The 24,570-nt window shown below is 65.0% G+C and carries 27 protein-coding genes; 13 read left to right on the top strand and 14 right to left on the bottom strand.

From position 1 onward, the window contains the following. Window positions 1–88: 88 nt before the first annotated feature. The 3 genes from maiA to hmgA are packed head-to-tail and all read right to left on the bottom strand — an operon-like array spanning window position 89 to window position 3,325. Window positions 89–715 (bottom strand): maleylacetoacetate isomerase, encoded by a 627-nt coding sequence (gene maiA, locus ACTYOL_RS04900; RefSeq protein ID WP_125930704.1) that lies wholly within the window; start codon window positions 713–715, stop codon window positions 89–91. Window positions 716–727: 12 nt separating this feature from the next. Beyond that, window positions 728–2,020, bottom strand: coding sequence for a fumarylacetoacetase (gene fahA / locus ACTYOL_RS04895; protein WP_444757619.1), 1,293 nt, complete (start codon window positions 2,018–2,020; stop codon window positions 728–730). A gap of 3 nt (window positions 2,021–2,023) precedes the next feature. Next, entirely contained in the window at window positions 2,024–3,325 is a 1,302-nt protein-coding gene (hmgA, locus tag ACTYOL_RS04890) for a homogentisate 1,2-dioxygenase (RefSeq protein ID WP_197892848.1), read from the bottom strand. A gap of 199 nt (window positions 3,326–3,524) precedes the next feature. Between hmgA and ACTYOL_RS04885 the strand changes: the two genes are divergently transcribed. Beyond that, the gene (locus ACTYOL_RS04885) at window positions 3,525–4,301 is read left to right on the top strand and encodes an IclR family transcriptional regulator (RefSeq protein ID WP_153772518.1); all 777 of its coding nucleotides are present in this window, start codon (window positions 3,525–3,527) and stop codon (window positions 4,299–4,301) included. A gap of 269 nt (window positions 4,302–4,570) precedes the next feature. Here ACTYOL_RS04885 and ACTYOL_RS04880 read toward each other — a convergent pair whose 3' ends face one another. From ACTYOL_RS04880 to ACTYOL_RS04865, 4 genes are all read right to left on the bottom strand, one after another. Then, window positions 4,571–5,485: an SDR family oxidoreductase gene (locus ACTYOL_RS04880; RefSeq protein WP_444757618.1), complete on the bottom strand. Its 915-nt coding sequence runs from the start codon at window positions 5,483–5,485 to the stop codon at window positions 4,571–4,573. Between the two features lie 118 nt (window positions 5,486–5,603). After that, window positions 5,604–6,509: an alpha/beta fold hydrolase gene (locus ACTYOL_RS04875; RefSeq protein WP_197892844.1), complete on the bottom strand. Its 906-nt coding sequence runs from the start codon at window positions 6,507–6,509 to the stop codon at window positions 5,604–5,606. 176 nt (window positions 6,510–6,685) lie between these two features. Beyond that, entirely contained in the window at window positions 6,686–7,372 is a 687-nt protein-coding gene (locus ACTYOL_RS04870) for an LrgB family protein (protein WP_054893516.1), read from the bottom strand. Continuing rightward, window positions 7,362–7,748, bottom strand: coding sequence for a CidA/LrgA family protein (locus tag ACTYOL_RS04865; protein WP_153772521.1), 387 nt, complete (start codon window positions 7,746–7,748; stop codon window positions 7,362–7,364). Before ACTYOL_RS04865 ends, ACTYOL_RS04870 begins: the two co-directional genes overlap by 11 nt. A 97-nt stretch (window positions 7,749–7,845) precedes the next feature. On the opposite strand from ACTYOL_RS04865, the gene ACTYOL_RS04860 reads away from it, so the two are divergent. After that, window positions 7,846–8,730, top strand: a complete 885-nt coding sequence (locus ACTYOL_RS04860) for a LysR family transcriptional regulator (protein WP_063543077.1) — start codon at window positions 7,846–7,848, stop codon at window positions 8,728–8,730. A 69-nt stretch (window positions 8,731–8,799) separates the two neighbouring features. On the opposite strand, the gene ACTYOL_RS04855 is transcribed toward ACTYOL_RS04860, so the two are convergent. After that, window positions 8,800–9,255, bottom strand: coding sequence for a flavodoxin (locus tag ACTYOL_RS04855; protein ID WP_054893519.1), 456 nt, complete (start codon window positions 9,253–9,255; stop codon window positions 8,800–8,802). Between the two features lie 92 nt (window positions 9,256–9,347). Between ACTYOL_RS04855 and ACTYOL_RS04850 the strand changes: the two genes are divergently transcribed. Both ACTYOL_RS04850 and ACTYOL_RS04845 read left to right on the top strand, forming a co-directional pair. Further along, on the top strand, window positions 9,348–9,779 hold the full coding sequence (locus ACTYOL_RS04850) for a PAS domain S-box protein (RefSeq protein ID WP_444757617.1): 432 nt from the start codon (window positions 9,348–9,350) through the stop codon (window positions 9,777–9,779). Between the two features lie 73 nt (window positions 9,780–9,852). After that, on the top strand, window positions 9,853–10,470 hold the full coding sequence (locus tag ACTYOL_RS04845; protein ID WP_200603828.1) for a hypothetical protein: 618 nt from the start codon (window positions 9,853–9,855) through the stop codon (window positions 10,468–10,470). Here ACTYOL_RS04845 and ACTYOL_RS04840 read toward each other — a convergent pair. Next, window positions 10,455–11,396 (bottom strand): MerR family transcriptional regulator, encoded by a 942-nt coding sequence (locus ACTYOL_RS04840; RefSeq protein WP_200603829.1) that lies wholly within the window; start codon window positions 11,394–11,396, stop codon window positions 10,455–10,457. The genes ACTYOL_RS04845 and ACTYOL_RS04840 overlap by 16 nt on opposite strands. A gap of 214 nt (window positions 11,397–11,610) precedes the next feature. On the opposite strand from ACTYOL_RS04840, the gene ACTYOL_RS04835 reads away from it, so the two are divergent. The 4 genes from ACTYOL_RS04835 (at window position 11,611) to ACTYOL_RS04820 (ending at window position 13,591) form a co-directional block, all read left to right on the top strand. Further along, entirely contained in the window at window positions 11,611–12,183 is a 573-nt protein-coding gene (locus ACTYOL_RS04835) for an antibiotic biosynthesis monooxygenase (protein ID WP_444757616.1), read from the top strand. A 74-nt stretch (window positions 12,184–12,257) separates the two neighbouring features. Then, on the top strand, window positions 12,258–12,950 hold the full coding sequence (folM, locus tag ACTYOL_RS04830) for a dihydromonapterin reductase (RefSeq protein ID WP_371926196.1): 693 nt from the start codon (window positions 12,258–12,260) through the stop codon (window positions 12,948–12,950). A gap of 10 nt (window positions 12,951–12,960) precedes the next feature. Further along, entirely contained in the window at window positions 12,961–13,257 is a 297-nt protein-coding gene (locus ACTYOL_RS04825; RefSeq protein WP_063543065.1) for a DUF1244 domain-containing protein, read from the top strand. Beyond that, window positions 13,250–13,591, top strand: a complete 342-nt coding sequence (locus ACTYOL_RS04820) for a HopJ type III effector protein (protein WP_153772527.1) — start codon at window positions 13,250–13,252, stop codon at window positions 13,589–13,591. Before ACTYOL_RS04825 ends, ACTYOL_RS04820 begins: the two co-directional genes overlap by 8 nt. A gap of 39 nt (window positions 13,592–13,630) precedes the next feature. Here ACTYOL_RS04820 and ACTYOL_RS04815 read toward each other — a convergent pair whose 3' ends face one another. The 4 genes from ACTYOL_RS04815 to ACTYOL_RS04800 all read right to left on the bottom strand — a co-directional run bounded on the left by ACTYOL_RS04815 (window position 13,631) and on the right by ACTYOL_RS04800 (window position 17,841). Continuing rightward, window positions 13,631–14,539, bottom strand: a complete 909-nt coding sequence (locus ACTYOL_RS04815; RefSeq protein ID WP_197892832.1) for an alpha/beta hydrolase family protein — start codon at window positions 14,537–14,539, stop codon at window positions 13,631–13,633. A gap of 90 nt (window positions 14,540–14,629) precedes the next feature. Further along, window positions 14,630–15,316, bottom strand: a complete 687-nt coding sequence (locus tag ACTYOL_RS04810) for an N-acetyltransferase (protein ID WP_444757615.1) — start codon at window positions 15,314–15,316, stop codon at window positions 14,630–14,632. Window positions 15,317–15,482: 166 nt separating this feature from the next. Next, window positions 15,483–16,694, bottom strand: coding sequence for an enoyl-ACP reductase FabV (gene fabV / locus ACTYOL_RS04805; RefSeq protein ID WP_063543055.1), 1,212 nt, complete (start codon window positions 16,692–16,694; stop codon window positions 15,483–15,485). A 277-nt stretch (window positions 16,695–16,971) separates the two neighbouring features. Beyond that, window positions 16,972–17,841, bottom strand: coding sequence for a LysR substrate-binding domain-containing protein (locus tag ACTYOL_RS04800; protein ID WP_153772530.1), 870 nt, complete (start codon window positions 17,839–17,841; stop codon window positions 16,972–16,974). 135 nt (window positions 17,842–17,976) lie between these two features. Here ACTYOL_RS04800 and ACTYOL_RS04795 point away from each other — a divergent pair, with 135 nt between their 5' ends. From ACTYOL_RS04795 to ACTYOL_RS04775, 5 genes are all read left to right on the top strand, one after another. Next, window positions 17,977–19,032 (top strand): agmatine deiminase family protein, encoded by a 1,056-nt coding sequence (locus ACTYOL_RS04795; protein WP_444757614.1) that lies wholly within the window; start codon window positions 17,977–17,979, stop codon window positions 19,030–19,032. Further along, entirely contained in the window at window positions 19,029–19,925 is an 897-nt protein-coding gene (aguB, locus tag ACTYOL_RS04790; RefSeq protein WP_200602711.1) for an N-carbamoylputrescine amidase, read from the top strand. Before ACTYOL_RS04795 ends, aguB begins: the two co-directional genes overlap by 4 nt. Window positions 19,926–19,928: 3 nt before the next feature. Beyond that, window positions 19,929–21,023, top strand: coding sequence for an extracellular solute-binding protein (locus ACTYOL_RS04785; protein ID WP_444757613.1), 1,095 nt, complete (start codon window positions 19,929–19,931; stop codon window positions 21,021–21,023). 3 nt (window positions 21,024–21,026) lie between these two features. Then, a complete protein-coding gene (locus tag ACTYOL_RS04780; RefSeq protein ID WP_197892824.1) occupies window positions 21,027–22,145 on the top strand; it encodes an agmatine deiminase family protein in 1,119 nt (372 codons plus the stop codon). A 215-nt stretch (window positions 22,146–22,360) separates the two neighbouring features. Next, window positions 22,361–23,539 (top strand): acetyl-CoA C-acetyltransferase, encoded by a 1,179-nt coding sequence (locus ACTYOL_RS04775; protein WP_054893536.1) that lies wholly within the window; start codon window positions 22,361–22,363, stop codon window positions 23,537–23,539. A gap of 51 nt (window positions 23,540–23,590) precedes the next feature. Here ACTYOL_RS04775 and ACTYOL_RS04770 read toward each other — a convergent pair whose 3' ends face one another. Beyond that, a complete protein-coding gene (locus ACTYOL_RS04770; RefSeq protein WP_197892822.1) occupies window positions 23,591–24,310 on the bottom strand; it encodes an SDR family NAD(P)-dependent oxidoreductase in 720 nt (239 codons plus the stop codon). Window positions 24,311–24,570 lie beyond the last annotated feature (260 nt).

Raw genomic sequence — 24,570 nt, 5'->3', positions numbered from 1 at the left:
CAAGGTACCGGGTTGTTTTTGTTGTGGGGTGCGAAGCAGCGTCGGCGCTGTGGGAACGGGATTGCCCGCACAAAGACCGACGCCGTGCTCAGGGCGTATCCGGCTGGTTCGCCGGGTGCGCCTTGACGAAGGCTGGATGCTGCCCAGCCAGGGCGGCGACCCGACGAATACGCGGGTAGCCCTCCAGATCCACATTGAACCGTTCGGCCGCGTACAACTGCGGCATCAGGTACACATCCGCCAGCCCCGGCGTATCGCCAAAGCAGAAACCCTGGTCGCCGATCAGTTGCTCGACTGCCGCCAGCCCCTGGCCAATCCAGTGGGCGATCCACTGGTTGACCTGGGTTTCATCGTGCCCGAGCTGACGCAACTGGTTGAGCACGCTGACGTTGTGCAGTGGATGCACGTCGCAACCGATGATCGCCGCGACCCCACGCACCTGTGCCCGAGCGTCCTCGCCCTGGGGCAAGAGCGGCGTATCGGGGAAGCGCTCTTCGAGGTACTCGATGATCGCCGGCGACTGCACCAGCAATTCGCCGCTGTCCGTGCGCAGCGCGGGCACCCGCCCCTGGGGGTTGAGCGCCAGGTAGTCCGCAGCACGGTGCTCGCCCTTGAGCAGGTTGACCGGCCGGGCCTGATAATCCAGGCCCTTGAGCGCCAAGGCGATGCGCACCCGGTAAGAGGAGGTGGAACGGAAGTAGGTGAACAGCTCCATCGCCCTGCCCTCTCAGTTGGCCCCGACCACCGTGCCACGGCATTCGCCGAAACCGATGCTGGCAACGCCATCGCGCACGCAACGCGCACGCAGGATGATTTCGTCGCCGTCCTCGAGGAACTTGCGCACCTCACCACTGGCCAGTTGTACCGGTTGCTTGCCGCCTTCGGTGATCTCCAACAGGCTGCCGAACGAACCCGGCACAGCCCCGGACAGCGTGCCCGAGCCGAACAGGTCACCGGCTTGCAACTGGCATCCGTTGACACTGTGGTGCGCCACCATCTGTGCCACGGTCCAGTACATGCTGCGGGTGTTGCTCAGGGTGAGGCGGTGCGCCGGCAGGCCCTCGTCACGCATGCGCTCGGTCAGCAACAGCACTTCCAGTTCGATGTCGAAGGCGCCGGCGGCCTGGTCACGTTTGTCGAGCAGGTAAGACAAGGGCTGCGGATCGCCTTCCGGGCGTGCGGGTTGCGCACAGCGGAACGGCTCCAGCGCCTCGGCGGTCACCACCCACGGCGAGACGCTGGTGATGAAGCTCTTGGACAGGAACGGCCCCAGCGGCTGGTACTCCCAGGCCTGGATATCACGCGCGGACCAGTCGTTGAGCAGGCAGAAGCCGGCCACGTGCTCGGCTGCATCACCGATTGCGATCGGCTGCCCCATGTCATTGCCCTGACCGATCCAGATACCCAGCTCCAGCTCGTAGTCCAGCCGCGCACACGGGCCGAAACTCGGCTCGGTCTGCCCGGCCGGGAGCGTCTGGCCCTTGGGACGGCGCACATCGGTGCCGGAGGGGCGCAAGGTCGAGGCGCGGCCGTGGTAGCCGATCGGCACGTGCTTGTAGTTGGGCAGCAGCGGATTGTCTGGGCGGAACAGCTTGCCGACGTTCTTGGCGTGCTCGATACCGACGTAGAAGTCCGTGTAGTCACCGACCCGGGCCGGCAAGTGCAGGGTGCATTCGCCAGCCGGATGCAACGCCGCTTGCAACACGGCCCGATGCTCGCTGTGCTCGCCGAGCAGAACCTGCAAGCGCTCGCGCAGGGCCACACGGGCTGGGCGGCCGAGGGCGAAGAAGGCGTTCAGGGCGCCGCCGCGAGTAGCCTCGACAGCAGCCTTGGCCGCCCCCTCGAACACACCGGCGGCGAGTGCGGCCTCCAGGTCGAGGATGGCGTCGCCGATGGCCACGCCGCAGCGTGGTGCCTGGCCCGAACGACTGAAGATGCCCAGCGGCAGGTTCTGCAGCGGGAAGTCGCGGTGCCCGTTGGCGTGTTCGACCCAGCTACGGGCAATGGCGGTCTGGTTCATCGGTCATCTCCGGTTCGGATTGAAGGTGCTCGGCAGCGTTGCCCAGCAACTGTCGTAGTCGGCCTGCAATTGCGGGCTCTCGAGGGCCTGCTGGCTCGGACGCAGCACCTGGCTGGTCTCGAACATGAAGGCCATGGTGTGGTCGATCTTGTGCGGCGCCAGCTCGGCGGCGATCGCCTTGTCGCAGGTTTCGGCGTCTGGCCCGTGGGCGCTCATCACCCCATGCAGCGACGCGCCACCCGGCAGGAAGCCCTCGGCCTTGGCATCGTAGGCGCCGTCGATCAGGCCCATGAACTCGTTCATCAAGTTGCGGTGGAACCACGGGGGACGGAAGGTGTTCTCGGCCACCATCCAGCGCGGCGGGAAGATCACGAAGTCCATGTTGGCCAGGCCGTGCACGCTGGTGGGCGAGGTCAGCACGGTGAAGATCGAGGGATCCGGATGGTCGAAGCTGACCGTGCCGAGGGTGTTGAAGCGGCGCAGGTCGTACTTGTACGGCACATTGCTGCCGTGCCAGGCCACCACGTCCAGCGGCGAATGCTGCAGTTGGCAGGCCCAGTGCTCGCCAAGGAACTTCTGCACCAGTTGCACCGGGCCTTGGGTTTCTTCGTAGTGCGCGACCGGGGTGAGGAAGTCGCGTGGGTTGGCCAGGCCATTGCTGCCGATCGGCCCGAGGTCAGGGAGGCGTAGCGGCGCGCCGTGGTTCTCGGCGATGTAGCCGCGTGCCTGGCCATCAGGCAGCTCGACGCGGAACTTCATGCCGCGCGGAATCACCGCGATCTCCAGCGGCCCGACCTGCAGCACGCCCAGTTCGGTGGCAATGCGCAGTCGCCCCTGCTGTGGCACCAGCAGCAACTCGCCGTCGGCATTGAAGAACACCCGCTCCATGGAGCGATTGGCGCCGTAGATATAGATGCTCACCCCGGCCGGTTTGTCAGCGGCCGCATTGGCCACCATGGGCAACCAGCCCTCGATGAAGTCGGTCGGTTCGGATGGGATTGGTTGCGGGTTCCAGCGCAGGCGATTGGGGTTCGCCGCAGCGAGCGGGCCGGCCAGGGGCTGACGCGCCAGGCGCTCGAAGCGCGGGTGCAGCGCAGAGGGGCGGATACGGTACAGCCAGGTGCGCCTCAGTTCGCTGCGCGCCATGGTGAAGGCGGTACCCGACAGCAACTCGGCGTACAGCCCATAGGGTGCTTTCTGTGGAGAGTTCTGCCCGACCGGCAGTGCACCGGGCAAGGCTTCACTGGCGAATTCGTTGCCGAAGCCGCTCAGGTAGCTGAGTTCGGGGGAGGTGTCGCGGGTCATCGGGGCCTCCAGGCTCGGTGGAGCCATTGACGGCAGAGAGCTGCAGCCCCGAATCGGCGGATGGACCGACCACTGCCAGGGGACACACAGCACATCTGAATTTATATTTATCGTAATCCGATTACGAATAACGTAATTTGCTCGGCAAGAGGCGTCAAGCTATAAAGTCGGCCAGAATGAATCCCGGAAGCGTCTTACGATGTCCAGAGACAAAACTGCAGCTGACAACAGCAAACAGAAGGTCCGTTCCGCTGAAGTCGGCACCGACATCCTCAAGGCGCTGGCCGAACTGTCGCCCTCCACCTCGCTGTCGCGCCTGGCCGAACATGTGCAGATGCCCGCCAGCAAGGTTCATCGCTACCTGCAGGCCTTGATCGCCAGTGGTTTCGCCGAGCAGGATGCGGCGACCAATCACTACGGGCTCGGGCGCGAAGCCTTGCGCGTGGGGATGGCGGCGCTGGGCAGCATCGATGTGCTGAAGGTCGCGGCCCTGCCGCTGTCGCACCTGCGCGACGCGCTCAACGAGAGCTGCTTCATCGCCGTGTGGGGTAACCAGGGCGCAACCGTGGTGAACATCGAGCCTGCGGTGCGCGCCGTGACGGTGGTGACCCAGATCGGCTCGGTGCTGCCACTGCTGAGTTCATCCACCGGACTGGTATTCGCCGCTCACCTGCCAGAGCGGGAAACCATCGAGTTGCGCGACCGCGAACTGGCCGCACGGGGGCAACAGGTCGAGCACTACGTGGACCTGTTCACGCAGATCCGCACACGCGGCCTGCACCATGTTCACGGTTTGCTGATGCCGGGGGTGGATGCGTTGTCGGCGCCGGTGTTCAACGCCATGGGCCAGATTGCAGCGGTGATGACGGTCGTTGGCCCGACGTCGATCTTCCATGCCGATGAAGATGGCCCGGCCGCCCGGCAATTGCTGAGCGCGGCGCGCACCGTCAGTTGGCGGATGGGCTACGAAGCCTGAGATGGACCGGGGATTCAAGGCCCTGCACTGTCGTGATGCGGCCTGACTGTTTTTGGCGCACTTTTACCCGAAACGTAAAGGTGAATGTCACCCAGGGCTATTTTTCCCGTGGGATCAGCGGCTTATTCTGTTTTCACTGGCTGGCGCGAAAGGCACTCCCCCGTCGTTCGGGCCGCCACGTGTGAACGACGTTGATTTTGAAGCTCCTTGATCTGACGTCTCGATTGGCCGCTGCCGGTGCAGCGGCTTTTTTTTGCGCTCGAAACCCACTATCCCAGCGGGTGCTTCTGCAGATTCGCCATCATCTGCTGCAAGGCCTGCAACGTATCCTGCGGATGAGTCGCCCCCTCGAAGTCGCCGATCTGCGCCCAATGCTCGGCCACCTGCTCCGGCGTGAACCCGCCATTGGGGTCGAATCCAACGCCAAGGCTTCGCTCCCATCGGACCTTGCCGACCCAGCCGCCGCCCACTTCATACAACTGCCCCGTGTCCTGGCACTGATCACTGCCCAGGTACACCACCACCGGGCTGATCAGCTCAGGCTTGAGACGTTCGAACACCTGCGGCGGGATCAGGCCTTCTGTCATGCGCGTGCCCCCTGTGGGCGCGATGGCGTTGACCAGAATCCCATGCTTGCGGCCTTCGATGGCCAGGGTGCGGGTCAGCCCATAGAGGCCAAGCTTGGCCATGCCATAGTTGGCCTGGCCGAAATTGCCGTAGATGCCGGACGTGGAGGCGGTGAAGATCACCCGTCCCCAGTTCTGCTCGCGCAGGTGCGACCAGGCGGCGCGGGTCACCTTGTAGGCCCCTTCGACATGGACCCGGTAGACCTGGTCCCAATCGGCGTCCTCCATCTTGTGGAAGGTCTTGTCGCGCAGGATGCCGGCGTTGTTCACCAGCACATCGACCCGCCCGAAACTGTCCAGCGCCTGCTCGACGATACGCGCACCCTCGGCCACCGAATCATGGTTGGCCACCGCGGTACCGCCTGCGGCGCGGATCTCCTCCACCACCCGGTCGGCTGCCGATGCGCTGGCGCCTTCGCCATGGGTCGAGCCGCCCAGGTCGTTGACCACCACACGTGCACCACGCGCCGCGAACAGCAGCGCGTGGGCCCGACCCAGGCCACCGCCGGCCCCCGTGACGATCACTACGCGGTCTTGCAGATTTACCGGCTCGCTCATGCTCAAGGCTCCAGGCAAGAATTGGGATACCTGGAGTGTCCGCCAGCCATGGGCAGCGAACAATCAAGCGCAGTGACGCTGAATGGCAGGCGATAACACAAGGCGATGATCGCTGCGCTCAGGACCAGGCAACCCGCTGCGGTATATAGCTCAGGGGCTGCTCGCGAAACGCCAGGTAATGACGCAGCACCTGCACCGGCGCTTCGGTGTGCGGATAGTGGCCGATCCCCTGCAACACCACGGTATCGGGGTCAGGCACCAGTTGCCGGTAGCGCTCGACCATGTGCGCCCCCGACAGCGGATCGACCGCGCCATTGATCAGGCGCAACGGCACGCCCTCCGCCTGCAGCGCACCGATCCAGCGTTGTCGCTGTGCCTGACGCTCCGGCACATAGGCCATCAACTTGTGCAGGATGCGCGTCCCGCGGTTTGACACCATCAGGCTCCAGCAATCGTCCAGCGCGCTTTCGCTGGGGTGGGTGCAAGGGCCGTAGACCTGGCTGACATTGCGCACCAGATCATCCCGCCCGAACGAACGCGCCACCAGCCAGCCCAGCGGGCTGAGCAACAGCTTCTGCACCAGCAGCAACGGACACAGCTCGGGGAACAGCGCGCTGTTGAGAAACGCACAACTGGCGATGTCGACACGCCCTTCGTGATGGCGCGCGAGCAACTCCTGGGCGACGCTGCCACCGTAGTCGTGGGCCAGCAGGTGCACCGGCTGTTCGATTCTCAGGTGGTCTAGCAGCGCCTGCTGCAGATCGGCCTGCTCCATCAGGCTGTACTCGTGATCCGCGGGCTTGGCCGAGTCGCCGAAGCCGAGCATGTCGCAGGCCACCACGCGAAAGCGCTGCGCCAAGGGTGCCCACAGGTAGTGCCAGTCCCAGCTGGCGGTAGGGAAGCCATGTAACAGGAGCAAGGGCTCTCCTTGCCCTGCTGTCCAGTAACGGATGCTCTGGCCCCGGAAGGAAAAACTCTGTCCCCGGGTACGCCAGACGCACAATGGAATTTCGGCCAAAGGCATCGGAATCGTCCCGCTGATCAGGTGTTGACGGTATAGGGCAAGGCTGCGCTCATTGCATGTCACCTCGGCACTTGCATGTGCTCTCTATGTCGAGGCTGAGTCTAGTCAGCGCCTTGAATGGCGGAACTTACCTTGGCAGCCAGCTTGATGACCGTGCAGGACACTGGCACGAACGGTCATAGCAGGCAGGCGAGCAATGGCGCGGCGAACAGGTTGAGCAGGCCGGTCAGCACCATCACCAGCCCCGCCACCGAGCCCTCCTCCCCGCCCACTTCATGGGCGCGGCTGACCCCGGCGCCATGGGCACCGACTCCAAACAGTGCGCCGCGCGCCAGCGACGTACGCAGCGGCAACACCCGCAACAGCAGGCCGCCGAACACAGCCCCCAGCACACCGGTGAACATCACGAACACCGCGGTCAGCTCGGGCACACCGCCCAGGTCGTGGGCCAGCGGCATGGCGAACGGCGTGGTGATCGAGCGCGGCACCAGTGACAGGCTGACCGACTCATCCAGCGCCAGCAGATGCGCCAACCCCCAGGAACTGGAGATCGACGCCAGGCTGCCCGCCAGCATCCCCAGCAACAGCGCCGGCCAATGTCGCGCCAGCATCGCCCGCTGTTGCCAGATCGGCACGGCGAAGGCCACGGTCACCGGCCCCAGCACACCGATCAGCCAATGGGTGTTGCGGGCATACTCGGCGTAGGCGGTGTGCAGCGGAACCGCCACCGCCAGCAGCAGCGCCGGGACCAGCACCAGCGGCGACAGCAGATAACGGCCAGTGCGCCCATACAGCCAGCGGCTGAACAGATAGGCCGCCACCGTCAGCGCAAGCCAGAACAGCGACATCGGTTCAAGCTTCATGGCGCAGGCTCCACCGGCAGACGAGTTCGACCGTGAGCGCCGTGACCACCATCACCACCAAGGTGCTCAAGGCGATTACCAGCAGGATGCGCCACCCCTCGCTGCGCATCAGGCTGCCGTAGTCGAGCAGGCTCATCAGCGCCGGGATGAAGAACAGCAGCATCTGCGCCATCAACCAACCGGCGCCCCGTTGCAAAGCGCCCGGCTTCACGGCCCCCACGGCAAACAGCACCAGCAACAGCACCATGCCCATGACCCCGGCCGGGATCGGCCAGCCAAGCCAGACGACAAGTTGGCCGCCAATCAGATACAGAACAAACAACACACACAACTCGGCAAGCAGGCGGGGCAACGCATTCGATACGATGGCTTTCATGATCGGTTTCCTCGGGATGGGCTCATTTTAAAAAGCCACTGCCAAGGCCAAAAGCGAATTGTTAGACTGCCATCCATTCCAATCTGGAATTCATGCAATGGAATTCAAGCAACTGCGCAGCTTCATCGAAGTGGTTCATCGAGGGGGATTCACCCAGGCCGCACACACGCTGCACATCAGCCAGTCGGCGGTGAGCAAGCAAGTGGCCCAGCTTGAGGAAGACCTCGGCCAACCCCTGCTCGAGCGCCAGGGCTCGCAACTGCATCTCACCGCCGCCGGACGCATCGTGCTCGAACGCGGCGAGGCCCTGCTGCGCCAGCGCCATGAGTTGCTGACCGAACTCGACGACCTGAGCCAGATGGCCCGCGGCGAACTGCGCCTGGGTTTGCCGGTGGTCGGCGGCGAGGCCCTGTTCGCCAGCCTGTTCGCCGAATACCGGCGGCGCTATCCGAACATCACCGTGCACCTGGTCGAAGGCGGCAGCCGGATCGTCGAACAGGGGGTCAGGAGTGGCGAACTCGAACTCGGGGGCAGCGTCACCCCGAGCGACCCGGCCTTCGACTATCAACCCTTCTGCAACGAACCGCTCGATGCATTGCTCCCAGACAACCATCCCTTGGCCGAACGCGACGGAGTGACCCTACGCCAACTGGCCGATACGCCGTTCCTGCTGTATCACCGCAGCTTCATGCTCAACGACAAACTGCTCAGCGCCTGCGAGCAGGCAGGTTTCACCCCAAAGGAGGGCGGGCGCAGCGGCCAGGCGGATTTCCTCACCGCGCTGGTGGCCGCAGGACAGGGCGTGGTACTGCTGCCCAGCGTGGTGGCACGTGGGCTGGAGCGTGATGGGGTGGTGAGAGTGCCGCTGGTGGAGCCTGGCCACTTGCGCTGGGACATCGCGTTCATCTGGCGGCGCGGAGCGTACCTGTCGCGAGCGGCGCAGGCGTGGCTGGCGTTGGTGCAGGAGCGCAAAGGAGGGTGAGCGGCGAATCGCCACTCACCCTCCCTGGAAGAAACCTTGTTCGCAAGAAGATCGCGCAGACCCCGCGGCTTACGCCTTGAGCAGCTGCGCCAGCTCCGCCAGCCAAGGCTCTGCGTCCGTTTCCGGGGTCACGGTCTCGCTGGCATCCAGTCGCAGCATCGGCTGCACTTCCCGCACGCCGAGCTCGGCAAACAGCTCGCGCATCTGCTCGCCCCCGCCGCAGTAGGTGTCGCCATAGCTCGAATCGCCCAGGGCCAGCACCGCGCCCGGCAAACCGCGCCACTCGCCCGGCAGTACATCGCGAATCGTGCTGTACAGCGGCATCAGGTTGTCTGGCAGCTCGCCCATCCCGGTGGTCGAGGTCACCGCCAGCAGCGCCTGCGGCGCAAAACCGCGCAGATCCTCGAGGGTGGCACGCGCCGCATGCCAGGCGTCGAACCCGGCAGCCTTGAGCAAGGATTCGGCATGACGGGCGACTTCTTCGGCGGTGCCATAGACCGAGCCTGAAATAATGGCGACTTTCATCAGGAGAGGATTCCGAAACTGAGTGAAAACGTAGGATACTACCATTCGACAGTGGCAAAAGGCCGCTCCACTTGACTCCCATGGCCAGGAACATGATCAACGCGCAACTGCTACACGCCATGATCGACGCGTCGAACGACGGCATCGTGGTCGCCGAACAGGAAGGTGACGACACCATCCTGATCTACGTGAACGCAGGCTTCGAACGCCTCACCGGATACGCGCGCGACGAGATCCTCTACCAGGACTGCCGCTTCCTCCAGGGCGACGATCGCGACCAACTGGGCCGCGCCCGCATCAGCAAGGCCCTGGCCGAAGGTCGGCCGTGTCGCGAGGTACTGCGCAACTACCGCAAGGACGGCAGTGGGTTCTGGAACGAACTGTCGATCACCCCGGTGTACAACGAGGCTGATCAACGCACCTATTTCATCGGCATCCAGAAGGATGTCAGCCGTCAGGTCGAACTCGAACGCGAGCTGGCCGACGCACACACCCGACTGGCCGGGCAACCATCCGTCCAATGACCTGAACCAAACGCTCCGGGCACAGTCCATGGCAATGAAGAACCCACCGACGACGCCCGACCCGAGTCCGATCATGCAAGCAGACGCCCTCCTTACTCAGGATGAGCTGGATTTCATTCAGGACATGCAGCACACGCCCCAATTGAACCTGGCCGACCCCACCTCGAGCCTGCTGGTCAATGGCGACCGTCGTCTGCAGCAATTGCTCACCCGCCTGGTGGCCAACGAGCAGGTCACCCTGCAGGCGCAATTCAACAACCAGCAGATCAGCATTCCCCTGCAACTGGTAGAAGACGAGTTCCACGCCCTGCACCTGCAACTGGGCTCACCGGAAATCTATGAAGACGGCCCGATGCTGCGGCCCTGGCGCCTGTCGCTGGACCAGCCGGCCGCACTGGTCGACGCCCGCGGCACGCAGAGCGAGCTGTGGGTGCGCGATATCTCGTTCAAAGGGGTACTGCTGCAAGTGAACGGCGAGGCCCAGGCGCCCAGCCACTTCGAGCTGTTCTTCGCCCCACCGGGCATCGAGCCGATCGGGCTGCACGGCACGCTGCGCCGCCGCATCGGTCCGGACCTGGCGGCCTACGACCTCAGCCACAGCCCAGACGACGAAATCGACCGCCTGCGTGAGTACATTCTCCAGGCCCACCGCAAGGCGCACCCAGAGTTGCACGCTCAGGTATCGATCTGACCGGCGAGGAACTGGCGCAACCGCTGTTTCATCAACACCGCGTGGGCGCCCAGGCAGCCCACCGGCCCGCCCTCTAGATTGTCCTGAGCCATTTCGGCGGTCTCGCCTGCCAGCAACAGCGGGCAGTTCACCCGCTGCGCCAGGCGTGCCAGGCGCTTGTCCAGGTCATTGGCCGGGCGATGGTTGTCGAACAGCACCAGTGCATCCGGCGCCAACCGCTCGCAGACCAACGCCAGCTCTTCGACAGGCTGCCCCGGTGCCAGCACCGTGACCGCCACCTCGTCACTGCCCAGCAGCAGCCCCGCCACCAGCAACTCGAGCTCCTGGCCTTGTGCCGACAACGGTGACAGCAGTATCCGTCGGCTCTTGGGCTCACGTGCCAGTTGCAGGCGCAACAGCACCCGCGCGCGCAGGAACTGGTCGAGGAACAGCCACTCGCTGGCCTGCCCATACCCCGCCTGGCTGGCGCGCAGGGCCTGCCATACCGGCATGAACACCTCACCGAAGACCTGCTCCAGCGCATGGCTGGCAAACACCTGCTCGAACAACCGCCCCAACTGCGCGGCATCGAACTGGCGCACGGCCTCGCGCACCTGGGCCTGCCAGCGTGAGCGGTCGCCAACCGTGCTTCCGGCCCAGGCCCCCTCCGCCGGCCCCTGGCTACGTGCCAGGATACTGCCGACCTTGCTCACCGCGACGCCACGGCGCAGCCAACCCAGGATACTGTCGATGGCGTCGATGTCGGCCTGCGAATACAGACGATGGCCACTCTCGGTGCGGGTCGGCTGGATCAGCCCATAGCGGCGCTCCCAGGCGCGCAGAGTCACCGGGTTGACGCCAGTCAGGCGCGACACTTCGCGGATCGGAAACAGCTCCTGATGCACCAGCCCATGTGCGATCAGGGCACTCGCTTGTGGCTCTTTCATGAGCGTGACAACTCTGTCTCGTAGATATGTGACGGCCATTCTACGCCGGTATCGGCCAGGGGTCAGCGCAACCTTGCGGTCACAACACTGACCGGTCACGAAATATACGCGATAATCCGCGCCCGATTCTTGCATCCACGTCTGCGTCGCCCACCACCCCGGGCACAGGCCAAGGGGCCGGCTACCCGCCAGCCCCGTCGTAAGGAGATACACGATGTCTACCGCACCCGTCACCCTGATGGTGTCGCGCCGCGCCGCCAATGGACGCTACCAGGACCTGCTGGCCTGGCTCCATGAAGGCGAGCAACTGGCCACCGACTTCCCCGGCTACCTGGGCTCGGGCATCCTCGCGCCGCCCGCTGACAGCGACGCCTTCCAGATCATCTTTCGCTTCAACGACGAACCGACCCTGCACGCCTGGGAACATTCCGCCTCGCGACGCGCCTGGCTGCAGCGTGGCGATGGCCTGTTCGAGGGCCCCGAAGAGCGGCGCTTCAGCGGCATCGATGCCTGGTTCGGCACCGAAACGGTGCATAAACCGCCGCGCTGGAAGCAGGCTACCGCCATCTGGCTGGCGTTCTTCCCGGTGTCGCTGCTGTTCAACCTGTTGTTCGGCCACTGGCTGGCAGCGCTGGACCTGCTGCCCCGGGTACTGCTGAGCACCCTGGTGCTGACGCCGCTGATGGTTTACCTGTTCATTCCGTTGTCCACCCTCCTGCTGGCCGGCTGGCTCAATCCCCCGGCACGCCCGGCGTCACGGCGCCGCGAAGGGTTGCGCAGCCGCTGAGGAGCGGGCTCGCAAGCCCGCGCAGTTCGGGTATGCTGGGGCACGAACGAACAGACGAACAGACTGCCCCGAACATGAACAGCCCTATCCTCATCACCGGAGCCAGCCAGCGCGTCGGGCTGGCCCTGGCCCTGGCGCTGGCCAAGGCCGGCCATCAGGTGGTCAGCGCCAGCCGCAGCCTTCATGCGCAGGCCGCACACCCGAACATCATCCAGTTCCAGGCCGACCTCACCCGCGAGGCCGACCGCCTGGCGCTGATCGAACACCTGCAGCACAACTATGATGGCCTGCGCGCAATCATCCACAACGCCTCGCTGTGGCTGGACGACGACCTGCAGAGCCTCGACACCATGTTCCGCCTGCACGTCGAGGCGCCCTACCACCTCAACCTGGCGCTGGGCGAAAACCTGGCCAAGGTCGAGAAGGCCGACATCATCCACATCTGCGACGAAACCTCCTCACGCGGCAGCAAGAGCCATATCGGCTATGCCGCAACCAAGGCCGCGCTACAGAACATGGTGCTGTCGTTCGCCGAAAAGTACGCGCCCAAGGTGCGCGTCAACGGTATCCTGCCGGGCCTGCTGATCCTGAAGGAAGGCGGCGACGAACAGTACCGCCGGCAGACCCTGAAAAAGGCCCTGCTGGAATTCGAACCGGGTGCGCAGCCGCTGATCGAGGCGGTGATGTTCCTGCTGCAAAGCCAGTACAGCACCGGCAGCCAGGTGGTCATCAACGGTGGCCGCCATCTGAAGAACCGCATGACCTGAGGTAAGCCCCATGACTGAGCAACAACAGCTCGAACTCGAAGCCGCCGCATTCCGGCGCCTGGTCGATCACCTGCAAAAGCGTACCGACGTGCAGAACATCGACCTGATGAACCTCTCCGGCTTCTGCCGCAACTGCCTGTCCAAGTGGTACAAGGCCGCCGCTGACGAGCGCCAGGTCGAGCTGAGCCTGGACGACGCCCGCGAAGCGGTGTACGGCATGCCCTACGCCGAGTGGAAAGCCCAATACCAGAAAGAAGCCAGCGCCGAGCAGCAAGCGGCGTTCGAACAAGGAAAACCCCGTGACTGACCTGAACACCCTGCGCAACAGCCTCGCCAGCGGCGAACACGTTTTTGCCGACACCCTGGGCTTCATCGCCGCCAACTACAGCTACCAACCCCAGGCCTTCAACAACGGCGGCGTGGAAAACGCAGCCGGGCAGAACGAGGGCTCCTGCAAGACCCTGGGCCTGGCCCTGCTGGAAGGGCTGAGCGATGAGGAAGCGCTGCTGGCCTTTGGCGAACACTACCGCAGCGTGCTCGCCACCCCCGAGGGCAGCGACCATGGCAACATTCGCGCGCTGATCAAGCACGGCCTGGCTGGCGTGCAGTTTGCAGCACAGCCGTTGAATCGCAACGCCTGAGCGAAGCGACCGGCGCAGCAGTAGCCGCGCCGGCCCCCATCAGCTCAAGCGCTGGCCCGGCATCCCCTCCGACAGCACACCATCACGCAACCACTCCAGCGCAATCGGCCACAGGCTCGCCCGAAAGCGATCATGGAAAAACGCGAAATGCCCGACCTCCTGCTCGCCGATATCAACAGGCGATATGCGCAGATGGCGAGGTTGGGCGTGCTCCAGATAGCCCAGCAACCGCTCCGTCGCCGCCACGGTGCCGAAGGGATCGTCGCTCAGGCTCACCGCCAGCGCCGCAGCCTGAACCTGGGCGAAGGGCCGCGCCTGCAGCAGCCGTCCACTGGGCCGATGTTCATAGCGCGGTGCCGGCGTGCTCCAGTCACGCACCACCCCGGCCGGGGTGTCCTCCATCCAACCCAGGCGCTTGCCGGGGAAATAGCCCAGTAGCCGGGTCAGCAATGGCATCACCACATGCCACTTGCCCACCATCCGCCAGCGCCCTTCGGCCGCATAGTCACGCCAGTAGGCAAACTGTGCCCCGACCATCACCAGCCGCCGCACCTGCCCGGCCGAGGGCGCCAGGCCGGTTGCCCAGCCACCGAAGCTGTGCCCCACCACATTCACCGGCTGCCCAGGGAATTCGCTGGCAGCGCGCTGCAGGATGGCCTCGAAGTCCAGGCAGCCCCAGTCGCTCCACGACGCCTGGAAACCGCGCAACGATGCCGGGCGAGACTCGCCGATACCACGGTAGTCGTAGCTCAGCACATCGAAGCCGTGGGCGAACAGGTAGTCGGCAAAGCGAGCGTAGTAGCGGCAGCGCACCGAGGTGGCCGCGTTGATGATCACCAGCGGGCGCTGGGGGTCGGGTTCGGCGTGGCGCCACTGGAAACCGCCGAGGCTGTAGCCGTCGGCGGCTTCATGGCGAAAGGCAGTCGCAGGTTGGGTCAGGCTGCTCATGGTGGGCTCCCTGCGCCGTCGCGCCGGGAGGCGGGCGGCGTTTTTTGTCATCCGCCCACGCTAGCAAATTTTTCGCTGGCTGTACCGGCCTCAGGTGGTCGGCAACGCCCGCGCCACTCCAGGCTTGCGCAGCACCTCCAGCCGCGAACCTTCATAACGCGTTTCGCGGAACAGCTTCCAGCGCCCGAACAGGCCATACACATGCATCACCCGCCCCTGCTCGTGATAGCCCATGCGCAGGTGCAGCTTCATGGCCGGCACGTTGTGCGTCTCCACCACGTCCACCACCTTGCGGCAGCCCTTGGCATGCATGGCGTTCCACAGCTCGACCTGAGCGGTGACCGACAACTCGCTGCCGAAGTAGCGCCGGGTCATCTCGCCGCCGAACTCGAAGAACTCGCCAGGCTTCACCGGGAAGGTGCAGCCGTAATAGTGCTTGTCGTGGTAGTCGACCACGCTCGCCCAGATGAAGGCTACCGTGTCACCGTGCTCGTCCAGGTACATGTGCCCGGTATGGCCATCAGCAGCCAGTTCGCGCATGGTTTCCACTCGATCGCCGAAATAGCGCGCAAAGGCGTCGGCATTGGCGGTGGTGATTTCCACCAGGGTGACCGGCGGATGTTCCTTGAGTTTGTAGGGCGGCACGGGAGTGACCAGATCGCGTTCCATCCACAGCAATTCCCAGTGGAAGAATACGTAGCGTTCGACCAGGGTCTTGAAAGTACGCTTGAGACCCTTCTGGCGGATCCGTTCTTGTAGTTTTTGCAATGCGCGCATGCTGCCTCCCCGGCCCAGGCGAGATTGCCGGACCAATAGCTGCTGTATAGATCAGGGAGAAAGCGGCCATAGCAAAGGGCCAGCTGAGGATTTGTTGCAGAATGTTAACAAGCCCACGGAGGGAACCGCGCAACCGGGACAAACGGCTGCGCGGTCAAGGGCTTGCTTACAGCTCGACGCAGTCGAACCGTACGTCGGTGGCCACGTCTTCGTCGTAGTTGACGTCAGCGCGCTCGAAACCGAACAGGTTGAGGAACTGCTTCTTGTAACCGGCGTAGTCGGTCAGTTCGAACAGGTTCTCGGTGGTGACCTTGGGCCACATGGCCTTGCAAGCGTCCTGCACGTCGTCGCGCAGTTCCCAGTCGTCCAGACGCAGGCGAGCCTTTTCGTCCACTTCGGCCGGAGCACCATCGGCGCGGTACATGCGGTCGCGGAACATCCGATCCAGCTGGTCCTGGGTGCCTTCGTGAACGCCTTTCTCCTGCATGATCTTGAAGACCATCGACAGGTACAGCGGCATCACCGGAATGGCCGAGCTGGCCTGGGTGACCACCGACTTGAGCACGGCGACGTTGGCGCCGCCCTTCACTTCACCGGCCAGCTTCTTGTCCAGGCGCAGTGCGGTTTCGTCCAGGTCCTGCTTGGCCTGGCCCAGGGCGCCGTGCCAGTAGATCGGCCAGGTGATTTCGGTGCCGATGTAGCTGAAGGCCACGGTGCGCGCGCCTTCGGCGAGCACGTCGGCGCCGGCCAGGGCGTCGATCCACAGCTGCCAGTCCTGGCCACCCATGACGGTGACGGTGTCGGCGATTTCCTGCTCGGTGGCCGGCTCGATGCTGGCCTCGATGATGGTGTCCTTGTTGGTGTCGATGGCGGTCGACTTGTACGGCTGGCCGATCGGCTTGAGCGCCGAGCGGATCAGCTCGCCGGTCTGCGGCAGCTTGCGTACGGGCGAGGCCAGGGAGTAGATGACCAGGTCGACCTTGCCACCCATCTCGTTCTTGATCAGCTCGATCACCTTGGCGCGGGCTTCGTCGGAGAAGGCGTCACCGTTGATCGACTTGCTGTACAGACCCTCGGCCTTGGCGAACTTGTCGAAGGCAGCGGCGTTGTACCAGCCTGCAGTGCCGGCCTTGGTCTCGGTGCCCGGCTTCTCGAAGAACACGCCCAGGGTGTCGGCCTTGAAGCCGAAGGCGGCGGTGATGCGTGCTGCCAGGCCGTAGCCGCTGGAGGCGCCGATCACCAGGACTTTCTTCGGACCATCCTCGCGCACGCCCAGCTTGCGGGTGGCTTCGATCTGGTCACGGACGTTGAGCTCGCAGCCCTTCGGGTGAGTCGTGGTGCAGATGAAACCGCGTACCTTGGGATGAATGATGGCCAATGTCTGTACCTCGTCAGGTTTATGCTGGGGAAACGCCGCAGGGGCGATTCCGATTGATCAGAGGGTGAGACTACCCCCGCAAGTCATCCGACACATATTACGGGGTCAAGGGCCCGAGCAAAACCCGAATCCGAAAGCGACTCGCTCCCTGTAGGAGCGACCGTGTGTCGCGATCGGGCGCGAAGCGGCCGTAAACCAGGCGGCCGAGGTATTCCTCACAGATCGCGGAGCCTGGTTTTACGGCCGCTTCGCGCCCGATCGCGGCACAAGGCCGCTCCTACACAGGGACGGGTGGGGCCAGGGGCTCCAAGGCTGCGCGCAACCACGCCAGAAACTGCCGCGCCAGCGGATCGTCCTGGCTATCGCGGTGCACCAGGCAGCTCCACGCCGGGCCGCGCACGCGCTGCGCCGACAACGCTTGCAAGCGCCCTTCGTCGACCAGCCGCTGGGCCAGTAACTGGCTGACCAATGCAATCCCCAGCCCCTCTCCCGCCGCATCCAGCAGCAGCCCCGGATCGGAAAAATTCAGCCCCTTGCCCTGCTGCCCCACCGCTTCGCCGCCCTCCAGTTGCCAGTGGCTCCAGTCCATTTCCCGTTCGCCATGCAAGGTGGTGCGCCCGGTCTCGGGCAAGGCTGGATGACAGGCGGGATACAGACGGTCCTGATGCAATACGCTGAAACTGCACTCGGCCTGCGGGCCAAGGTCGTCGCGGATCGCCAGGTCGATGGTCTGGCTGCTCATGTCCGGCGCATCGAAGCTGGTGAACAGCCACAGGTCTACCTCCGGGCAGCGCGCATGGAAGTCGGCCAGGCGCGGCAACAGCCAGTGCCGGGCGAAGGCCGGAGTGGTGTTGACCACCAGTTGGTTGGGCTTGCGGTACTGGTCCAGCCGGCGGATGCCCACCGCCAGTTGTTGCAGCATGACCTGCGTGGTGCTGAGCAGGTCATGGCCCGCATCGGTGAGGCTGACACTGCGCCCGGTCCGGTGGAACAGCGGTTGCTCCAGGTAGCTTTCCAGGCTGCGGATCTGCTGGCTGATCGCCGACTGGGTGAGGTTCAGGGCCTCGGCGGCCTTGTGAAAACTGCCCAGGCGGGCAGCGGCTTCAAAGCCACGCAGGGCATTCAGGGGCGGCCAGTGCTTGAGCATGATCGATAAGCCTTTCTAATCAGAAATACGCTAAATCTATCGTTAGTCCACGCTGCTTCATAGCCATATCATGGACACCAACACCCGCGACGGCGGGCTTCGTTGATAAAAATCACTAATACATTGGAGCTAACCATGGACCTGTCCATCGCCAGCGGCTGGCGCATGCCCGCCGAATGGGCCCGCCACGCCGCCACCTGGATGATCTGGCCGCACAACCAAGGCTTGTGGGAGTCCGGTTGGCGCGTGACCCTGGCCGAGGTGCAGGGTGACTACGCCCGGGTCGCCAGCGCCATCGCCCGTTTCGAGCCGGTGAAGATGGTCGTCGCGCCGTCCGCCATGGCCAGCGCCCGCGCGCTGTGCGGCGCCGGTATCGAGCTGATCGAACTGGCCGTGGACGACAGCTGGTGCCGCGACAGCGGGCCGACCTTCATCGCTCACCCGCAACACGGCCTGGCCGGCCTGAGCTGGCGCTTCAACGCCTGGGGTGGCAAGTCCGAGCACGGACTGGACCGCAGCCTCGGTCGGCGCATCCTCGACCACCTGGGCCTGGAAGGCTTCAGCACGCCGCTGTGCAACGAAGGCGGCGCCATTCACGTGGACGGCGAAGGCACCCTGATCACCACCGAGTCGGTGCTGCTCAACCCCAACCGCAACCCCGGCCTGAGCAAGGCTGACTTCGAGGAGTGCTTCGCCCGCCTGCTGGGCATCCGCAAGACCATCTGGCTACCGGGCGACCCGCAGTACGTCACCGGTGACATGACCGATGGCCACGTCGACGGCGTCTGCGCCTTCGCCCGGCCCGGTGTGCTGCTGGTCGATGCCACCCACGAACAGGGCTCGGTCTACGCCGACGTCGCCCGGGAAAACCGTCGCGCCCTGGAACTGGCCAGCGATGCCCAAGGTCGGCGCTTCGAGCTGCTCGACCTGTTCGAGGCCAGCGCCGCAGTGGATAAAGACGCCGAAGTGTTCTGCGCCTCCTACACCAACTTCTACCTGGCCAACGGCGCAGTGATCATGCCCGCCTATGGCATCGACGCCGACCAGGCCGCCGCTCGTCAGTTGGCCCAGGCCTTCCCCGACCGCGAGATCGTGCCGGTGCGTATCGACCACATCGCCCACGGCGGCGGTGGCATTCACTGTATCACCCAGCAACAGCCGGCCTGGCCTGTAGCGGAGGACCGTCCATGAGCCTGCTGCGCATCGCCACCACGCAGATGAGCTGCGACTGGAACCTTGTCGCCAACCTCGACCGCGCCGAGCAACTGGTGCGCCAGGCCGCCGCCCAGGGCGCGCAGGTGATCCTGCTGCAGGAGCTGTTCGCCACGCCGTACTTCTGCATCGAGCAGTGCCACAGCCACCAGGCGCTGGCCCAGGACTACCACGACAGCCCGCTGCTGCGCCGCTTCGCCGCGCTGGCCAAAGAGCTGGGCGTAGTGCTGCCGCTGAGCTGGTACGAGCGCGCCGGCAACGCCTTCTTCAATTCGCTGACCGTGGCCGACGCCGACGGCCGTTTGCTCGGGGTCTACCGCAAGACCCACATCCCCAACGCCATCGGTTACCAGGAAAAGGAATATTTCAGCCCCGGCGACACCGGCTTCAAGGTCTGGGACACCGCCTTCGGCCGCCTGGGCATCGGTATCTGCTGGGACCAATGGTTCCCGGAAACCGCGCGTTGCCTGGCGCTGCTGGGCGCCGAGGTGCTGTTATTCCCGACCGCCATCGGCTCGGAGCCCGGCGCCGCCGAACTGGACTCACGTGACCACTGGCAGATGGCGATGCGCGGCCACGCCGCAGCCAACCTGCTGCCGGTGGTGGCCGCCAACCGCGTCGGCCAGGAAGTGGCGCGCAGCGACGAGCAGCTGTCGATGCGTTTCTACGGCTCCTCGTTCATCTGCGACCACAAGGGCGCGATGCTCGCCGCAGCCGATCGCGACAGCAGTGGTGTGTGGCTGCACGACCTGGATCTTGCGCGCATGCGTGAAGACCGCCTGAGCTGGGGCATCTACCGCGACCGCCGTCCCGAAATGTACGCACCGTTGATGACCCTCGACGGCCGCACCCCACAATCGACGAGGGCCTGAGCCATGTCACGCCGTCCATCAGCGCTGTTCGCCGCCCTCGCCCTAGCCTGCTGCGCGTCCGGCTCCCAGGCGCAGCAAGAGGCCCTGCGCCTGTACAACTGGGCCGACTATTTTGCCGAGGACACCCTCAAGCGCTTCACCGCCGAAACAGGCATCCCGGTGATCTACGACGTCATGGACAGCAGCGAGGTGCTCGAGGCCAAGCTGATGTCCGGGCGCAGCGGCTACGACCTGGTGTTTCCCGGCGACACCGTGGCCGAACGCCTGATGCGCGCCGGCAGCCTGCAGCCGCTCGACCGCCGGCAACTGACCGCGCTGGACGACATCGACCCCGGCCTGCACGCCCTGCACGCGCGCTACCCCAAGGCCAGCCAGGCGACGGTGCCCTATACCTGGGGCACCATCGGCCTGACCTTCAACGCGGCGAAGATCCGCGAGCGCATGCCCGACGCCCCGCTGGACAGCCTCGACCTGCTGTTCAAACCGGAGCTGGCGGCCAAGTTCGCCGACTGCGGCATCTCGATGATCGACTCACCCGACGAAGTGCTCGCCGTGGTGCTCCACTACCTGGGCCGCGAGCCGCGCAGTGCCAGGCGCGAAGACCTGGCCGCCGCCAGCGAGCTGCTGAAAGGCATCCGCCCCTACGTGCGCAAGCTGCAGTCGCAGCCGGTGACCGAGCTGGTCAACGAGAACACCTGTCTGTCGCTGGGCTACAGCGGCGACGTGATCCAGGCCCAGCGCACCGCCGAGGCCGCAGGCAAGGCCATCGACTTCCAGTACCACGTGCCGCGCGAAGGCACCACGGTGTGGATGGACACCATGGCGATCCCCGCCGATGCGCGTCACCCGGAGTACGCCTATCGTTTCATCAACTTCGTCATGCGCCCGGAAAACATGGCCGCGATCAGCACCTTCACCGGCTACCCCACGGCCAGCGTCAAGGCCCGCCCGCTGGTGGACGCGCGCATGCGCGACAACCCCGACATCTACCTCGATGCCGCCACCTATGCCCGGCTGATTCCGGGCAAGGATATTCCCCAGGCCGACATGCGCGCGCGCATGCGTGTCTGGACCCGTTTCAAGACTGCCCGGGACTGACCCATGCCGACCCGCCGTACCTTCCTCCAGCACCTGTCGATCGCCGCCGGCCTCGGCGCCGCCGCAAGCATCGGCCTGCCCCTGGGCAGCACCCGCGCCAGCGAGACGGGCCGCTGGTTCATGCCCGACGAGGGCGAGCCGCAGCAGCGCGCCTACATAGCCTTCGGCGCCCAGGACGCGATCTGGGAAGACTTCACCGAGGACGTGCAGGCTGCGCTGGGTCGCATCGCCCGGGCCATTGCGGTCTACCAGCCGGTGACGGTGTTCTGCCGCGCCAGCGAGCGTGACATTGCCGAAGAAGAATGCGGCAGCCACAACGTCACCTATGTCGAAACCGAGCTGGACGACATCTGGATGCGCGACATCGGCGCCAACTTCGTGGTCGACGACGACGGCGAACTGGGCGCGGTGGACTTCAACTTCAACGGTTGGGGCGACAAGCAACAGCACCGCTACGACGCGAAGCTGGCCAGGCAGGTGGCCACGCGGGCGAACGCGACCTACCAGCGCAGCGAGCTGGTTGGCGAAGGCGGTGGTATCGAGGTCGATGGCCATGGCACCGGCATCATGACCGAGAGCAGCTGGATCAACGCCAACCGCAACCCCGGCTGGAGCAAGGCCGAGGTCGAGCAGGAACTCAAGGCGCGCCTGGGCCTGCGCAAGATCATCTGGCTGCCGGGCATCAAGGGCAAGGACATCACCGACGCGCATGTGGACTTCTATGCGCGCTTCGTGCGCCCCGGCGTGGTGCTGGCCAACCTCGATACCGACCCCGATTCGTATGACCACGCCGTGACGCTGCGGCATCTGGAGATACTCAAGCAAGCCACCGATGCCGAGGGTCGGGCGTTGCAGGTGCACACCGTGTCGCCGCCGCTGAATCCACGCAAGAACGCGCTCAACAGGGGCAACCCGGATTTCGCGGCGGGGTATATCAATTATTTCGTGATCAACGGCGCGGTCATCGCCCCGCAGTTCGGAGACCGAGAGGCCGATGAAAAGGCCCGGGCGTTGTTGGCCGAGTTGTATCCGGATCGGGACGTGGTGCAGTTGGATATCGATGCCATCGCGGCGGGAGGTGGCGGCATCCATTGTGTGACGAGCCATTGTCCAGCGGTGTGAGTACCGGCCCTATCGCGGGGCAAGCCCGCTCCCACAGCCCCCGATATATTCGGGTTCAGCGCCGTACTTGTGGGAGCGGGCTTGCCCCGCAATGAGGCTGGCACAGACACCCCATTCATTTGCAAACCCGATCAATCACAAAGAAAAACAAACTTCTCAAATGAGCCCCGGGCAGTGATGCTGTCGCGATCCACTTCGCCTTCCGGAGAACAACAATGAACGAAGTCGCCATCGTCGCCGCCACCCGCACTGCCATCGGCAGTTTCCAGGGCTCCCTGGCCAATGTCTCGGCCATCGACCTCGGCGCTGCGGTGATCAAGCGCCTGCTGGAGCAGACCGGCCTCGACCCTGCGCAAGTCGACGAGGTGATCCTCGGCCAGGTGCTGACCGCAGGCGCCGGCCAGAACCCCGCCCGCCAGGCTGCGGTCAAGGCCGGCCTGCCCCACGCGGTGCCGGCGCTGACCCTGAACAAGGTCTGCGGCTCGGGCCTCAAGGCCCTGCATCTGGCGGCCCAGGCAATCCGCTGCGGCGACGCCGAGGTGGTGATCGCCGGCGGCCAGGAGAGCATGAGCCTGGCGCCCTACGTGCTGCCGTCGGCCCGCACTGGCCAGCGCATGGGCCACGGCCAACTGGTCGATACCATGATCACCGACGGCCTGTGGGACGCCTTCAACGACTACCACATGGGCATCACCGCCGAGAACCTGGTGGACAAGTACGCCATCACCCGCGAACAGCAGGATGCCTTTGCCGCCGAGTCCCAGCGCAAGGCGGTGGCCGCTATCGAAGGCGGTCGGTTCAAGGATGAGATCACCCCGATTCACATCCCGCAGAAAAAAGGCGATGCGCTGGTGTTCGACACCGACGAGCAACCTCGCCCGGGCACCAGCGCCGAATCGCTGGGCAAGCTGCGCGCGGCTTTCAAGAAAGACGGCAGCGTCACCGCCGGCAACGCCTCGAGCCTCAACGACGGCGCCGCTGCCGTGCTGCTGATGAGCGTCGACAAGGCCAAGGCCCTGGGCCTGCCAGTGCTGGCCAAGATCACCGGCTACGCCAGTGCCGGTGTGGATCCGGCGATCATGGGCATCGGCCCGGTCTCGGCGACCCAGCGCTGCCTGCAGAAGGCTGGCTGGCAGCTGGCCGACCTGGACCTGATCGAGGCCAACGAGGCCTTCGCTGCACAGGCCCTGGCTGTGGGCAAGGAGCTGGCGTGGGATGCGGCGAAGGTCAACGTCAACGGCGGCGCCATCGCCCTTGGCCACCCGATCGGCGCCTCGGGTTGCCGGGTGCTGGTGACCCTGCTGCACGAGATGATCAAGCGCGATGCGAAGAAGGGCCTGGCGACGCTGTGCATCGGTGGCGGCCAAGGGGTCGCGTTGACGATCGAGCGATGAGTCTGGGGTGAGTTCCTCGCAGGCAAGCCCGCAGAGAACTCACCATCAATCTCAGAATCTGTCATCCAGAATCGCCGGCAAGCTCAGCTCCCTGACAAAGCTGGCCGGCGACAGTGACAGGACCATCCTGACCACCTGCACCACATCGTGCACCGGTATCAGTGCCCCTTCGCCACGCTGCGCAGCGTCTGCAACCGGCACCTCCAGGCCATCCTCGGTATTGAGATAGCCGAGGTTCAGGCAGGTCACCCCAAGACGCCGATCGCGGTAGCCCTCACGCAGGGCGTCGGCGATGCCTTGCAGGGCGAACTTGCTGGCACCGAACGTCACCTCCGGACGCCCGCTGCGCGGCAGGCCCGAAGTCGAGCCCGTCAGCAGGATGCGTGGGTGCTGGCTTTGCAGCAACAGGGGCAGCAGACGTTTGATCAGCAGGATGGTCGCGGTGATGTTGCAACCGACCATGGTTTCAATCTGGGCGTCCTGGTCGTCGAGAAAATCGTAGGCGGGGTCGAAGGCCAGGGGCTCCCAGATGCCAAGGTTGTAGATCAGCGTGTCGATGCCTTGATCAGCCACCGCCTCGGTGATGGTGGCGACGGCGGCTGCGGGGTGAGCGAGGTCGGCTTCGATCCAGCGGGTGTCGATACCCGCGATGACGGGGACATGCGGGGGGATGGCGCGGGCGACGCCGATCAGGGTGTCACCGGGGTTGCCCAGGCCTTGCATCAGGGCCTTGCCCAGCCCTTTGCTGGCGCCGATTACCAGGGTCTTCATCAATAACTCCATTTATCGAGGTTTGGGGAAAGAGGCCGGGACAGCGGTGACCTTTTCGCGGGCAAGCCCGCTCCCACAGGTACTCCACAGTCTTCAGAGCCGCGGGGCCTGTGGCAGCGGGCTTGCCCGCGAAAAGGTCCCCGCCAAAACCAGATTCGCTCCACAGAGCGCAGCATCCAAGCAGCCCACCAGCTCGATGACAAAGCCCGGCTTGTATCCAGATGTAAACCGCGCCGCGTGTCTGTTTCAGATCAATGCCG

The sequence above is a fragment of the Pseudomonas sp. A014 genome (genome assembly GCF_052378495.1).
Taxonomy (GTDB): domain Bacteria; phylum Pseudomonadota; class Gammaproteobacteria; order Pseudomonadales; family Pseudomonadaceae; genus Aquipseudomonas; species Aquipseudomonas machongensis.
Note: the sequence above shows the minus strand (reverse complement) of the source record. Positions and strands in the feature narration are given on the sequence as shown.